This window comes from Rothia sp. HMSC072E10 (genome assembly GCF_001813965.1).
GTDB classification, from domain to species: domain Bacteria; phylum Actinomycetota; class Actinomycetes; order Actinomycetales; family Micrococcaceae; genus Rothia; species Rothia mucilaginosa_A.
This window is the reverse complement of the sequence record NZ_KV814488.1, coordinates 133,647-147,803: the sequence shown is the minus strand read 5'-3', so window position 1 is coordinate 147,803 and position 14,157 is coordinate 133,647. Positions and strand designations below refer to the sequence as shown.

Genomic DNA, 14,157 nt, shown 5'->3' with positions numbered 1-14,157 from the left:
GAAGGGTATCGGGAACGCACAAACGCCCCGTACGTCCATTATACGGGTGCCTCATCGGGCACCGCCGAACGCGCGGGGCGCTTGTGGATAACGCGTGAGCTTAGCGGCCCGTCAGCTGCCAGGCGTCCTCCGAGCCCTCGTCATCGGATTCGTCGTAATAATCGGTAACCGGCTCCCCCGGATCCACCGCGTTCGCGTACGGATCGGCCGCCGGGGGCTCCTCGCCGCGAATACGCGCCAGGGTGGCCTGCAGGTCGTCGGGGCGGACCAGCACCTCGCGGGCCTTCGAGCCCTCCGAGGGGCCCACCACGCCCTGCGACTCCAGCAGGTCCATGATGCGTCCAGCCTTCGCGAAGCCCATACGCAGCTTACGCTGCAACATCGAGGTCGAACCGAACTGGGTCGTAATCACAATCTCCGCCGCCTGCAGCAGATCGTCGAGGTCGTCGCCGATTTCCTCATCAATCTGCTTCTTTGCGGCCGAAACCATCACGTCCTCACGGTAGATGGTCGGGGCCTGCTTCTTCACGTGCTCAACCACGGCGTGAATCTCGGATTCGGAAACCCACGCGCCCTGAACACGCATCGGCTTCGAGGCGCCCATCGGCAGGAAGAGCGCGTCACCCTGACCAATCAGCTTCTCGGCGCCGGGCTGATCCAGCACCACGCGGGAGTCAGTGACCGAGGAGGTCGCAAACGCCATGCGGGAAGGAACGTTCGCCTTAATCAGACCGGTCACCACGTCCACCGACGGACGCTGGGTAGCCAGCACCAGGTGGATACCGGCGGCGCGGGCCAGCTGCGTGATACGCACGATGGCCTCTTCCACGTCGCGCGGGGCGACCATCATCAGGTCGGCCAGCTCGTCCACGATCACCAGCAGGTACGGGTACTCGTGAATCGTGCGCTTGCTGCCGGGCTCGGGCTGAACCTTACCCTCGCGCACCGCCTTGTTGAAGTCGTCCACGTGCTTGTAGCCGTAGTGGGCGAGGTCGTCGTAGCGGGCGTCCATCTCGCGAACCACCCACTGCAGGGCCTCGGCGGCCTTCTTCGGGTTCGTGATGATGGGCGTAATCAGGTGCGGAATACCCTCGTAGGCGGTCAGCTCCACGCGCTTGGGGTCGACCATCACCAGGCGCACCTGGTCGGGGGTTGCGCGCATCAGAATCGAGGTAATCATCGAGTTCACGAACGAGGACTTACCGGCACCGGTCGCACCTGCGACCAGCATGTGCGGCATCTTGGCCAGGTTGGCCAGCACGAAGCCGCCCTCAACGTCCTTGCCCACGCCCATGACCATCGGGTGGTGGTTCGCGTGGGCCTGCGGGGAGCGCAGCACGTCGCCCAGGGCCACGGTCTCGCGGTCGGTATTCGGAATCTCAATGCCGATCGCGGACTTGCCGGGAATGGGCGAAAGGATGCGCACGTCCGGGCTGGCCACCGCGTAGGCGATGTTCTTGCTCAGCGCCGTCACGCGCTCCACCTTCGTGGCCGGTCCCAGCTCAATCTCGTAGCGGGTCACGGTCGGGCCGCGCGAGAAACCGGTCACGTGGGCGTCCACCTTGAACTGCTCCAGCACGCTGGTGAGGGCCTCGACCACGTGCTCGTTGACCTCGGAGGACTCCTTGGCGGGCGGGCCGGAAACCAGCATCTCCTCCGAGGGCAGCACGTAGGCGCCGCGGGAGGACTGCACAACCTGCTCGCCGCGAGCCTGCTCGGTGGTCGCGGTCTGGGTGTTGTTCTGCAGGGGGCGGGACAGGCCGCCGCCGGAGCGTGCCGCCTGCTGGGACGCGCCCTGGTTCGTACTCTGGTTTGCGCCCTGATGCGCGCCGGCCGAATGCATGCGGGTCGGAATCGGAGCCTGACCCGCGGCGGCACCGCGGGCGGCCTCCTGAGCGGGTGCGCCCGCGGGCGGAACCACATCGCGGGGCCTGGTCTGCGGGGCGGGCTCGGAGGGAGCCTGCTGCGAGGAGTCGCCGCCGAAACCATCGTAGGCTTCCACGTCGAAGAGGGGCTCCTCCCCCGGGATGCGGCCGTGCGCCACCGCGGCGCGCTGCACCTGATCCAGGCGGGCGGCGGGAGCCTGAGAGGCCTCCACGTCAAAGAGGTCGGGGCCGCTCGAAGCCGCGGCGGGAGCCTGGTTCAGGCGACCGGGCAGGCGACTCAGGCGGTTCGGCTTGGCGCCGGTGCGCGCGCCGGGAGCGGGGTTAGCGGGCTGCACGGGCATCTGGGTGGTCTCGGGGTGGGCGTCGTCCACCACGGCGTTCACGAAGGCCTCGTCACCGGCGTACTCGTCGAGGGGGCCGTCATCGCCCTTGGAAACGCCAAAGCCCAGCCAGCCGCGCAGGCGCGCCATCAGGCCACCGCCCGAAGAAGAGGCTCGGGCCGGCTTCTCGTCGTCACCGTACAGGTAGCTGCGGTCGTGCTCCTCGGCGTTCAGGTCCACGGTCTGAGTTGCATCGTCCGAGGAGGAGCGCTCGCGGGTGGTGCCGTTGGGCTTCTCGCCCAGGGCCAGGCCCACCAGGTGCCGGGTGCGGGGCACAATCTGGCGAATCGGGGTGTTGGTCATGACCAGCAACCCTGCGAGCGCCAGCAGCAGGTGAATCAGAATCTCCACCGCCGCGATACCCCCGCTCAGGCGAACGATGGGGGTGCCGAGGATTACTCCCGTGACGCCGCCTCCGGCCCATACGGCCTCGAAACCGTCCGCAAAGGTCGGGTGCCCGGCGTGGCGGGCGAAGAAGAGGGAGGTCGCAATCAGCAGAATCAGGGAGCCCAGGGTCACCCGGTTATTGCGTTTGACCAGGTCGGGGCCTCGGAAGACGCACCAGGCCAGCACAAAGCTGAGCACCGGAATCAGCAGGGCACCCTGGCCGAAGATGCCGCCGAGCATCGTGTGCCAGGCGTCCAGGGGCGCGCGCAGCAGACCGAGAGAGGTGTGGGCGCGCCAGTTGTACCACTCAACGCCGGCGCTGATGAGGCCGAAGAGCAGCAGTACGAGCGCGCCGCCATCACGACGCTGTTCGGGTTCCAGGTCGGTGCGCGCCGTGCCAATCGAGCGCACCGCGCCGCCGATAGCGTGAGCGATGCTCAGCCAGACGGAGGCGATGGCGCCGGCGACAGGATTCGTCGCCTCGGCACCGCGACGGGCACCGCCCCTCGAGGAGGTGGTGCGCTTGCGGGTGGTTTTCTTTGACTTAGCGGTCGTACTACGACCCTTTGTGGTCCGTGGAGCCATACCTTTTAGAGTATCAACCTTCCCGTTAATCTAACGATTTCTTCGTTATCAGTGAGCGCAGCGACTGCGATGGGGCGTCGAACGCGGGTGCTGGACCCGCCGAAACCCGCCGAGCCCTGCCGGATGCGCAGGGGGCGGGGCCGACACTCGGTATCGACCCCGCCCCCTGCGTTTCAGGTAACCCGTTTCAGCCTCGGCCCGAAAGCCGATGCCACCTGCGGGAGGCGGCCGCGCTGATATTTAGTTCTTAGCGTCCGGAGAGGTGCTCTCGATGACCACGGGCACGATCATGGGCTTGCGGCGCAGGCGGCGAGAGATCCACGCGCCGATGGTGCGGCGCACAATCTGCTGCAGCTGCTGCACGGTGTGCACCTTCTCGGGTGCGCGGTGCAGTGCGTCCTCCAGGGCGGCGGTAATCTTCGGGACGATCTCGTCGAAGACGGCGTCGTCCTCCGCGATACCGCGGGCGTGGATGTCCGGGCCGGTCACCACACGCTTGGTCGCGCGGTCAATCGCGGTCACGATGGACACGAAGCCTTCCTCACCCAGGATGCGGCGGTCCTTCAGGTCGCTCTCGGTCACCTCGCCGACGGAACGGCCGTCAACGTAGAGGTACTCGCAGGGAATCTCGCCGACCACGGTGGCCACGCCGTCGCGCAGATCCACCACGGTGCCGGACTCGCACAGGAGTACGTTCTGTGCGGGAACGCCGGTCTCGATGGCCAGATCGCCGTTGGCAATCAGGTGGCGCACCTCGCCGTGAACGGGCATGACGTTCTTGGGCTTGAGGATGTTGTAGCAGTACAGCAGCTCGCCGGCGGCCGCGTGGCCAGACACGTGAACCTTCGCGTTGCCCTTGTGCACCACGTGGGCGCCCAGCTTCATGAGGGCGTTGATGATGCGGTACACGCTGGTTTCGTTACCGGGAATCAGCGAGGAGGCCAGCACCACGGTGTCGCCCGGCTCAATCTGAATCTTGTGGTCGCCGTTAGCCATACGCGAGAGCGCCGCCATGGGCTCGCCCTGCGAACCGGTGCACATCATCACGATCTGGTCGGGGCGGTAGTCGTCAACCTTCTTCAGGTCCACGAGCACGTTGTCGGGCACCTTCAGGTAGCCCAGCTTCTCGGCGATGGTCATGTTGCGCACCATGGAGCGGCCCACGAGCACGACCTTGCGACCTCGTTCGGCGGCGGCGTTCAGCACCTGCTGCACGCGGTGCACGTGCGAGGAGAAGGAGGCCACGATGATGCGGCCGCGAGCGTCACGGAAGACGTTCGAGAGCACCGGGCCGATGTGCTTCTCGGTCGGGGTGAAGCCGGGAACCTCTGCGTTGGTGGAGTCCGGCAGGAACAGGTCCACACCCTCCTCACCCAGGCGGGAGAAGTGGCGCAGGTCGGTCAGGCGACCGTCCAGAGGCAGCTGGTCCATCTTGAAGTCACCGGTGTGCAGGACCTTACCCGCCTTGGTGCGGATGTAGACAGCCAGCGCATCCGGAATCGAGTGGTTCACAGCAACGAACTCACATTCAAACGGACCGAAACGCTCCACCTGGTGTTCCTTCACCGCGAGGGTGTAGGGCTTGATGCGGTGCTCGGCGAGCTTTGCCTCGACCAGTGCCAGGGTCAGCTCGGAACCGACCAGGGGGATGTCGGGGCGGCGGCGCAGCAGGTAGGGAACCGCGCCGATGTGGTCCTCGTGGCCGTGGGTCAGCACCATGGCGACCACGTCGTCCAGACGGTCGACAATGTAGCTGAAGTCGGGCAGGATCAGGTCCACACCGGGCTGGGACTCTTCGGGGAAGAGCACGCCGCAGTCAACAATCAGTAGCTTGCCGTTAATTTCGTACACGGTCATGTTACGACCGACTTCGCCCAGGCCGCCCAGGGGCACCACGCGCAGGGTGCCCTTCTTCAGGCGGGGAGGCAGGGGAAGATTCGCTTCAAAGACGCTCATCGTGTGTCTCCTCTTTCTATTTTCTTACTATCTGTTGTGTCGTGATTCGTTCGAGGGGCTCAGGCGCCGGGCCTTAGCGTGCGGGCCTGCGTTCGCATCCTCGTTCGTCACGGGAAGTCTAGTGATATGCGTTCCGGGGCGAGTTTCGCTCCGAATACGGGTCTGGAGTGTTCCAAATGTTGTGGAGTTTCCGGGTATTCCGAGTGTTCCGGGGTTTCCGCGGGTTACGCGACGTGTTTCTGCGGCCTATCGGTGCCGCGGCGGGTCATGGTCGTTTCGGACACCTCGGGAAATACGCCAGAGCGGACCCCTCGCCGTCGTAACGGCGAGGAGCCCGCGTTGGGGGCCGCGTTCCACGCGTGCTGAAAGCATGCGTCACGGTAATTCGCTATGAGCGGCCAAATTACCGCGTGGGCGGCCAAAAGTCTCTCTTAACCTGCTTCACGCCGCCCGGGCACACTAGCCCGGACGTATAAAAGAAGCTGAATAAAAGTTTATGCGTTTTTCAGGGTGTGGGCAAGGCTGGAGGTCATCAGGTCCTCGCGCATGGCGGCCAGCACCTCCGGTTCGGAGAGCACGTGCGGCAGGCGAACGACCGGCTGGCCCAGCACGCCCTGCCAGGCGAGAATCTCCTTGGCGGCCACGCAACCGGGGGCGCGACCCATGGTGGCGCGCACGATCGGAGCCAGCTCCAGGTGCAGGCGCTGCGCTTCCACGAGGTCCTGGGCCACCACCGCGTCAATGAGCGCGCGGAAGAGGTTCGGGGCCACGTGCGCGGTCACAGACACCAGGCCGACGGCACCCATCGCCATCCAGGGCAGGGTCAGGCCGTCGTCGCCGCTGTAGTAGTGCAGATTGGTGGTTGCCATGACCTCGGTTGCGGCGCCGAAATCAGCCTTGGCGTCCTTCACGGCGACGATGCTGTCAATCTCGGCCAGGCGGCGGTAGGTTTCGGGGGCAATCGGGATGCCCGCGCGGCCCGGGATGTCGTAAAGCATCACGGGAGTGTCGGTGGCCTTGGCCACGGTGGAGAAGTGGGCGTACACGCCCGGCTGGGTCGGCTTGTTGTAGTAGGGGGTCACGACCAGCAGGCCGTCCACGCCGACCTTCTCTGCACGGTGGGCCAGCTCAATGGTGTGCGCGGTGTCGTTCGAACCCACGCCGGCAATGATCTTGGCGCGAGAGCCGACGGTGTCCTTCACAATCTGGAAGACGCGCTCGTTCTCGTCGTCGGTCATGGTCGAGTACTCGCCGGTGGTGCCGCAGACCACCAGGCCGTCGTGACCGTTGTCGACCAGGTAGTTCGCCAGGTCTGCCACCTGCTTCTCGTCCACGGAGCCGTCCTGCGCGAAGGGGGTGACCATCGCGGTCAGCAGGCGGCCGAAGACGGGCTCAACAAAGGTACCGGGGTTAGATAGGTTCTCAGACATATTTCCAGGGTACCCCCGAAATGCAGATTTTTACTACATAACGCATAAATTTTCATATAGTGTCGCGCGGCACCCCCCTCCCCCCGCACGCCGCGGCGGGTTCCCGAGGTGCCTCCCGCGGGCCCCGGCCCAATAGACCGCCCCGGCTCGCCGACCTAATACTCATATGGCAAAAGGGCCGCCCCGGGTACTCCCCCGGCGCGGCCCCTCAACCTTCGGGAGCGCAACCGCTCCTCTCGAGGCTCTTAGCTCATTTCCTTCGCGGCGCCACCCGAGCGCAACGACCACGCGTTACGCATCGCCGCGCGGGCGCGCTTGCGCTCGCCCACCGCATCGTACATGCAGGCCAGGTTGAACCAGGTCTTCCAGTTCTCAGGCTCCTGCTCAACCACCGCCGCGAAGGACTCAAACTCCGCCGCGGCCGCCTCGCGGTCCACCTTACCGCTCGGGGTGCGCGGCAGGTTATCCTCCGCCAGGTCCCCCGAATCGGACAGCTGCTGAGCCATCATCTGAATACGTGTTCCAAAGAGAATCTCACGCACCAGGGCCCACGCGCCGAGCACGGGCAGCAGAATCATGCCGAGCCCCAGCACCACGCCGGCCACCGAGCCCGAAAGGAGCAGGGACACGCCACGATCGGCCGTGTACACCAGGTACAGCACCAGCAGCGTGCAGGTCAGCGCGGCGAAGGTCTTGCCGAACCCGCCGGCATCCACGGTCACGAAGACCGCGCTAAAAATCAGCACGCCCAGGATGAAGGCGCGCGCCACGATGGGCAACGGCAGGATGAGCACCGTCACCACCAGCAGAACGCACGCGCACGCCGTCCACAGGCGCAGCGAAGCCCACCAGGGGCCGCGGTTTCGCGCCTCGGCGGGAGCCGGCGAACCCTCGGAAGAAGTCTGTTCAGACATCGTGCCCTCCTAAGACAGGTCCATATAGGCGTCCAGGCCCACGCTCAGGCCCGGATGCGCCGCCACCTCGCGCACGCCCAGCAGCACGCCGGGCATGAAGGAGGCGCGGTCGAAGGAATCGTGACGAATCACCAGCTGCTGGCCGGGGTCGCCCAGCAGAATCTCCTGGTGAGCCACCATGCCGCGCAGACGTACCGCGTGCACGTGCACGCCGTCCACCACCGCGCCGCGCGAGCCCAGCGGATCGGATGTCGTGGCGTCCGGGCTCGGACCCACGCCGGCCTCGGCACGGGCGGCCGCCACCTTGCGGGCCGTGTGAACCGCGGTGCCGGAGGGGGCATCCACCTTGTTCGGGTGGTGAATCTCAATGATTTCAACCGAATCGAAGTAGCGGGCGGCCTTGGCCGCAAACTCGGTGGCCAGAATCGAACCGATCGCGAAGTTCGGGGCGATCAGTACGCCCACGCCGGGGTGCTCGCCCAGCAGCTCGCGCAGGGAGTCCAGGCGTTCGGGGGTCCAGCCGGTCGTGCCGACCACCGCGTGCATGCCGTGCTCAACCGCGAAGCGAACGTTGGCCTCGCTCGAGTCCGGAACGGTCAGGTCAATCACGATTTCGGCGCCGGAGTCGACCAGCTCCTGCAGGTCGTCACCGCGGCCCAGGGCCGCCACCAGGTCCATATCCTCGGCGGTGTTGACGGCGCGAACCGCCTCCGACCCCATGCGGCCCGCGGCCCCAAGAACCGCTACCTTCCAAATCTTCTCGCTCATGCGCTCTCCTCGCTTCTTCCGTGGCGGTAGGCCCGTTGTGGGGCGACCCGTCACCGTTTCTTCTCCTCCATTATCGCCGATGCGCTACCGCGCGACCCTCCGGGGGCCTCTTCTCGTCTCTCGGCCGGCCTTCCCGGAGCGCCCGCTCGCGCCCCAATCCCGGCGCTGACGTGCTGGCTCTCGGCGCCATATAAGAATCCCACTACGTCATCTAATGGAATCAAACCTATAATAGGTTGGTATTTAATTTTCAATCCGTCCCTCGGAGTACACAGACCGTATGAAGTCCCTCTTTACCTCCTCTGTACGCCCATATGAAGCAAACCGGCGTTATATTCTGCCTGGTTTGGACGGTTTGCGCGCCATCGCAGTGCTCCTGGTGATCGTGTACCACTTCTGGCCCACGGTCCTGCCCGGCGGCATGATTGGCGTGGATATCTTCTTCGTCATCTCGGGTTTTCTCATCACTTCGCTCCTGCTGCGCGAGGGTGCGCTGAACGGCCGCATCGCGCTCGGTAGCTTCTGGATTCGCCGTGCCCGCCGTCTGCTGCCGGCCATCGCCCTCATGATTCTCGTGCTGGGTCCCGTGAGCCTCATCGTTGGCGGCGATATCCAGGTCAACCTGGGCCGCCAGCTGCTGGGCGCGGCAACCTTCTCCTCCAACTGGATTTCCATCTTCGCCGGAAACGACTACTTCGCGCAGACCTCCCCGGAGCTCTTCACGAACTTCTGGTCCCTGGCGGTGGAAGAGCAGTTCTACGTGGTCTGGCCGCTGCTCATTGTTGGTTTTGGCCTGTTGTTGCGCCGTTCGTGGCGTCGTTTTAGCGTGGTCATGGTGTTGGGCATTATTGCGTCACTGAGCGTTGCTACCGCTCTTCTGATGTCCGGCGCACCCATTAGCCGCGTCTACTACGGCACCGACACTCACCTGTACGGTCTGCTGCTCGGCGCCCTACTGGCGTTTGCGCGCCCCTGGTCGCTGTACCCGCCGTTGCAGCAGTCCGTGCTGTACCGCGTGGCTCAGCCCTTTGGCGTGGTTGCTTTCGCCCGCGTCATGATTAGCTGGCTGTCCCTGTTCGCGCTGATTCCCTACGCGGTTCTCGTGCCCGAATCGGCACCCGGTGCAATCCCCTGGGGCCTGTTCGGCGCTTCCCTGCTGGCTCTCGGCGTGATTCAGGGCATGCTGCCCGATATGCTTGCCGGTGCCTCCGAGGCCCTGCGCCGCCTGCTGAACTTTGCGCCCCTGCGCTGGGTGGGCGAACGCTCCTACGGCCTGTACCTGTGGCACTGGCCGCTGGCCGTGGTCATGCACTACGTACTCGGCGCGGACCGCTCCCCGCTGGTGAACGTCGGCGTGCTGGTGGCGACCTTCGCCATCGCCGAGATGTCCTACCGCTGGGTTGAGACCCCGATTCGACGCCACGGCTTCCGCGGAAGCGCCAACCGCGTTATCGCCTCCTTCCAGAACGCCACTGTTAAGGCCCTGCCCATCGCCCTGACCCTGCTCGTGATTGCGGCCGCCGGCGCGACCGGCGTGGCCGTACGCACCGCGCCGGCCATGACCACCGCCCAGCAGTCCGTTGAGGACGGCAAGCGCGCCGCGGCCGAACGTCTGAAGGCCCGACAGGAGGCGCGCGCCAGCGCCTCCGCGAGCGCTTCGGCCAACCCCACGGCCAAGGACGGAAAGGATGCGAAGGCCACCGCCTCAGCAAGCGCCTCGGCCTCCCAGGAGGCCACCGGCCCCATCGACTCCTCACAGGTGACCGTCGTGGGTGACTCCATCGTGGTGGCGACCTCCCCCGATCTCTACGACAAGATGCCCGAGGCCCAGATTGATGCGGCTGAGGGACGCACCATCGCTAACGCGCTGCCCATTATTAAGTCCATGGGCGCCAACGGTCAGATTCGAAAGACCCTGGTGCTATCGGTGACCGCAAACTCGACCATTCTGGACGGTCAGCTCGATCAGGTGCTGGCGGCCATGCCCGCCGATTCGAAGCTGGTGCTCGTGACCGGTTACGGCCCGCGCAACCTGAGCTGGATTGAGTACTCGAATACGAAGATTCGAGAGTTTGCTTCCCAACATTCCGACCGCGTGATTATCGCGGATTGGAACTCGGCGATTCGCCAGGCCCTGCAGACCCAGAGCGGCCTGCTCGCTTCCGACGGCGTGCACCCCGAGGCGGCCGGCCAGGAGCTCTACGCCCGGGTCGTGGAGCAGGCCATCGCCAAGGCACAGAAGAAGTAGCGGCGTCGCAGCTACAAAGCGCAAGTACCCGCGTCGAACCGACCCGAACCGGCTGGCCCGGTGACGTTAACCCGGTGACGCTGGTTGGAGCAATGCATAGGCGGTTCTGACGCGATGAAGACGCGCTGAAAGGCCCGTTGGTCACTCCCATGAGAGTGACCAACGGGCCTTTCGATTTCCCGTAGCTCTATTTCACGCGGCGAGGACCAATGCCCCGCACGAGCTACCGCACGATGGTCGTAATCATCTGCTGCTCACCCAGGAAGGCGGCGAGATCGCGTACCTCGTCGAGGGAGACGGCGCGAATCTTCTCCAGCAGCTCGTCGGTGCTCGTGAACTGGCCAGAATCCATCTCCGCGCGGCCCAGGCGGGACATGCGCGAGCCGGAGTCTTCGCTGCCGAGCACGGTGGAGCCAGCCAGCTGACCGCGCACCTTCAGCAGCTCCTCCTCGGTGATGCCGGCGGCCGCGAGCTTATCGAACTCGTGGCCCATGACCTCGCGCACCTGCTCGGTCTTGGCAGGCAGGCAGCCGGCGTACATGCCGAAGTAGCCGGCGTCCGAGTAGGCACCGGAGAATGCGAAGGTGCTGTACGCCAGGCCGCGCTTCTCGCGGATCTCCTGGAACAGGCGCGAGGACATGCCCGCACCAAACGCGCTGGTCAGCACGCTCAACGCGTAGCGGCGGTCGTCGCCCGCGATGATGCTCGGGCAGCCCATCACGATGTTGGTCTGCTCAAAGCCCTTCTGCACCTCGCGCAGCTCGCTCAGCGGTACGATGCCGCTGTCGGTACGCACGCGGCGCGGTGCGGGGGCCACGCCCTCCCGCAGGTCCCAGCCGTAGCGGGTGAGCGACTCCAGCACGAGGCGAACCATGGTGCTGTGCTCCAGGGAACCGGCGGCGGAAATCACCAGGCGATCCGGGGTGTAGTAGCGCTTGTAGTGCTCCCACACGGCGTCACGCGGGACCGCCTGAATCTCCTCGGGGGTGCCGCCGATGGGGCGTCCGAGGGGGTTGGCGCCCATGAGCTGCTCCACGAAGTTCTCGAAGGCGACGTCGGTCGGGTCGTCCTGATCCATCGCGATTTCTTCGAGAATCACCCCGCGTTCCTGCTCCAGGTGGGCGGGATCAAGCAGGGCGTTGGTCACCATATCGGTGATGACGTCCACGGCCATGGGCGCGTCGTCGTCGAGCACACGCGCGTAGTAGCAGGTGTGTTCTTTGGCGGTCAGCGCATTGGATTCTCCGCCCACCGCGTCGAAGGAGGACGCAATGTCGAGCGCCGTGCGGGTACCGGTGCCTTTGAACAGCAGGTGCTCCAGAAAGTGCGTGGAGCCGAGCATGCCGGGAGCCTCGTCACGCGAGCCCACCCCCACCCAGAAGCCGATGGACACGCCGCGCGTGCCGGGCATCTTCTCGGTGATGACGCGCACGCCACCGGGCAGGATGGAGCGGCGCACCTCGTTGCCGCCCGCGCCCTCGTAGATGAGGCGGCCACGCTCGTAGTCGAGCTCCTCGGCAATGGCGTCAAGCTCGACGGGCAGGGAAATAGACATTCAGTGTCCTTCGATGTGAGTTCGGTTAGCTAATCTTTTGTTCGATGGGACGCGGCAGGGTAAAGAGCGGAATCCGGAGCTTTCGTGCGCAGTACCCCAGCAGCAGCGAGGCGAGGATCGCAAAGATCGTACCGCCCACCAGGAACAGAGGTACCGAGAAAAGACCAGACTTCGTCAGTACGAAACGGAAGGCGGCACCGCACACGATGTGCGCGATAAAGATTTCCAGGGAGTGGCGTCCCAGGTAGGCGAGCCAGCCGCTCCACGGAACCCGAGCCAGCAGGTAGGAGAGCGAGAGCACCGTCAGCGAGGATATCACCGTCGCAAGAATACCCATAGCTACCGCACCAACATCATTCGTGAAGTAAGGAATGACGGTAGGCGGAGTAGCCTGAATGTTCATCAGAAGGTAGATGTAGTCGAACAGGCCAACAGCAACGATACCCGCGTGAGCTGCCAAGGGAATGGAGCTCATAATGCGTTGGAATCGTTCATGGCCAAGCGCCACACCAACGAGGAAGAAGAAGAGTAGCGAAAGGCCCTGAGTACCGACATACTCGCCGATGTACCCCCACGAGGCAAGCGCAAGAATCGCTGAGCCAGCAATCGTTAGGGCAGCGATAGCGTTCTTCTGCCATACTCGCGTCACCACAGCAATAATGGTGACAATCATGAGCCAGGGGAAGAACCAAAGCTGACCTTCGGGCTTCCACAGCTCCAGCAGGCTCATAACAGTCGTCTTATCGGAAGAATTAGACGGAAGTACAAGCTTCATACCCACCTGTAGAACCTGCCAAATGACGTACAGGTATCCGAAGAGAACCAGACGTTTCGTCAGGTACGAGGAGGGGGTAGTCTTCAACGCTCCTCGCGACACGAACAGGCCGCTCAGGAAGGCAAAAACTACCAGGTGCCAAAAATAGACACCGTAGTCAAGAACATATTTATAGGGGCGGAAGGCTTCCGTCCCCAGTCCAGATGCCCACATCCCTCGATGAATGTGCCCAAACACAATTGCAATGATTGCGATGCCTTTAGCAATATCAATTGTGCTGTCACGTCGTGTCAACATTCGCTCACTTTCCTTCCAGTGCAAGAGAAATATATTAATCTTATCCCTCTTACTCGCGACAAGGGGCGCCCGGTGCATCCGGCGGGGAGTGAACCGCACCGGGTGCGCCGAACGCCCCTCATCGTTAGACGGGTCGACTACTCGTCGTCGCCGCCCTCAACGACCGGTGCGAGCGAGAGCTTGCCGCGGTCATCAATCTTGGTGATCTCCACCTGAACCTTCTGGCCCACGGAGACAACGTCCTCGGCGTCAACCACGCGCTTGCCGCCGTTGAGCTTACGCATCTCGGAGATGTGCAGCAGGCCGTCCTTACCGGGGGTCAGCGAGATGAAGGCGCCGAAGTCGGTCACCTTCACCACGGTGCCCAGGTAGCGCTCGCCGACCTCGGGAACCTGCGGGTTCGCGATGGCGTTCACGGCGGCGCGGGCAGACTCGGCGGAGGGGCCGTCGGCTGCGCCGATGTACACGGTACCGTCGTCCTCGATGGAGATGTCGGCGCCGGTGTCCTCCTGAATCTGGTTGATCATCTTACCCTTGGGGCCGATGACCTCACCGATCTTGGCAACCGGAATCTTCACGGAGATAATGCGCGGTGCGTACTCGCTCATCTCGTCGGGTGCGTCGATGGCGCTGGTCAGCACATCCAGGATGTGCAGGCGAGCCTCGCGGGCCTGGGTCAGCGCACCGGCCAGCACGGAGGCGGGGATGCCGTCGAGCTTGGTGTCCAGCTGAATTGCGGTCACGAACTCGGAGGTACCCGCCACCTTGAAGTCCATGTCGCCCAGTGCGTCCTCGGCGCCCAGGATGTCAGTCAGGGCGGCGTAACGGGTCTCGCCGTTCACTTCGTCGGACACCAGACCCATTGCGATACCCGCAACGGGTGCGCGCAGCGGCACGCCGGCGTTCAGCAGGGACAGGGTCGAGGCGCAGACCGAACCCATGGAGGTCGAGCCGTTGGAGCCCAGAGCCTCAGAAA

The 14,157-nt window shown here is 64.7% G+C and carries 9 protein-coding genes; 1 reads left to right on the top strand and 8 read right to left on the bottom strand.

The genetic code is table 11. The annotated features are described in order from the left end of the window. Window positions 1–100: 100 nt before the first annotated feature. The 5 genes from HMPREF2944_RS03905 to dapB all read right to left on the bottom strand — a co-directional run bounded on the left by HMPREF2944_RS03905 (window position 101) and on the right by dapB (window position 8,306). Window positions 101–3,238 carry a DNA translocase FtsK gene (locus tag HMPREF2944_RS03905; protein ID WP_070680674.1) on the bottom strand — a complete coding sequence of 1,046 codons (3,138 nt, stop codon included), beginning with the start codon at window positions 3,236–3,238 and terminating at the stop codon, window positions 101–103. 240 nt (window positions 3,239–3,478) lie between these two features. Continuing rightward, a complete protein-coding gene (locus HMPREF2944_RS03900; protein ID WP_070680671.1) occupies window positions 3,479–5,194 on the bottom strand; it encodes a ribonuclease J in 1,716 nt (571 codons plus the stop codon). Window positions 5,195–5,688: 494 nt separating this feature from the next. Continuing rightward, window positions 5,689–6,624, bottom strand: a complete 936-nt coding sequence (gene dapA, locus HMPREF2944_RS03895; protein WP_070680668.1) for a 4-hydroxy-tetrahydrodipicolinate synthase — start codon at window positions 6,622–6,624, stop codon at window positions 5,689–5,691. A gap of 245 nt (window positions 6,625–6,869) precedes the next feature. Further along, a complete protein-coding gene (locus tag HMPREF2944_RS03890; protein WP_070680664.1) occupies window positions 6,870–7,538 on the bottom strand; it encodes a hypothetical protein in 669 nt (222 codons plus the stop codon). Window positions 7,539–7,547: 9 nt separating this feature from the next. Next, window positions 7,548–8,306 carry a 4-hydroxy-tetrahydrodipicolinate reductase gene (gene dapB, locus HMPREF2944_RS03885; RefSeq protein WP_049332771.1) on the bottom strand — a complete coding sequence of 253 codons (759 nt, stop codon included), beginning with the start codon at window positions 8,304–8,306 and terminating at the stop codon, window positions 7,548–7,550. A 280-nt stretch (window positions 8,307–8,586) separates the two neighbouring features. Here dapB and HMPREF2944_RS03880 point away from each other — a divergent pair, with 280 nt between their 5' ends. Next, on the top strand, window positions 8,587–10,554 hold the full coding sequence (locus tag HMPREF2944_RS03880; protein ID WP_070680662.1) for an acyltransferase family protein: 1,968 nt from the start codon (window positions 8,587–8,589) through the stop codon (window positions 10,552–10,554). 223 nt (window positions 10,555–10,777) lie between these two features. Here the strand turns inward: HMPREF2944_RS03880 and HMPREF2944_RS03875 are convergent, their stop codons facing one another. The 3 genes from HMPREF2944_RS03875 to HMPREF2944_RS03865 form a co-directional block, all read right to left on the bottom strand. Next, a complete protein-coding gene (locus tag HMPREF2944_RS03875; RefSeq protein WP_049344392.1) occupies window positions 10,778–12,109 on the bottom strand; it encodes a M16 family metallopeptidase in 1,332 nt (443 codons plus the stop codon). A gap of 25 nt (window positions 12,110–12,134) precedes the next feature. After that, window positions 12,135–13,181 (bottom strand): acyltransferase family protein, encoded by a 1,047-nt coding sequence (locus HMPREF2944_RS03870; protein ID WP_049344388.1) that lies wholly within the window; start codon window positions 13,179–13,181, stop codon window positions 12,135–12,137. Between the two features lie 137 nt (window positions 13,182–13,318). After that, window positions 13,319–14,157 (bottom strand): S1 RNA-binding domain-containing protein (locus HMPREF2944_RS03865; RefSeq protein WP_141755732.1); only part of this gene is annotated, 839 nt, incomplete at its 5' end.

What these genes read in the sequence shown, in the direction of transcription:
- dapB (WP_049332771.1), bottom strand. Translation starts at nt 8,306, where the DNA reads ATGAGCGAGAAGATTTGGAAGGTAGCGGTTCTTGGGGCCGCGGGCCGC.
- dapA (WP_070680668.1), bottom strand. Translation starts at nt 6,624, where the DNA reads ATGTCTGAGAACCTATCTAACCCCGGTACCTTTGTTGAGCCCGTCTTC.
- HMPREF2944_RS03900 (WP_070680671.1), bottom strand. Translation starts at nt 5,194, where the DNA reads ATGAGCGTCTTTGAAGCGAATCTTCCCCTGCCTCCCCGCCTGAAGAAG.
- HMPREF2944_RS03905 (WP_070680674.1), bottom strand. Translation starts at nt 3,238, where the DNA reads ATGGCTCCACGGACCACAAAGGGTCGTAGTACGACCGCTAAGTCAAAG.
- HMPREF2944_RS03875 (WP_049344392.1), bottom strand. Translation starts at nt 12,109, where the DNA reads ATGTCTATTTCCCTGCCCGTCGAGCTTGACGCCATTGCCGAGGAGCTC.
- HMPREF2944_RS03870 (WP_049344388.1), bottom strand. Translation starts at nt 13,181, where the DNA reads ATGTTGACACGACGTGACAGCACAATTGATATTGCTAAAGGCATCGCA.
- HMPREF2944_RS03890 (WP_070680664.1), bottom strand. Translation starts at nt 7,538, where the DNA reads ATGTCTGAACAGACTTCTTCCGAGGGTTCGCCGGCTCCCGCCGAGGCG.
- HMPREF2944_RS03880 (WP_070680662.1), top strand. Translation starts at nt 8,587, where the DNA reads ATGAAGTCCCTCTTTACCTCCTCTGTACGCCCATATGAAGCAAACCGG.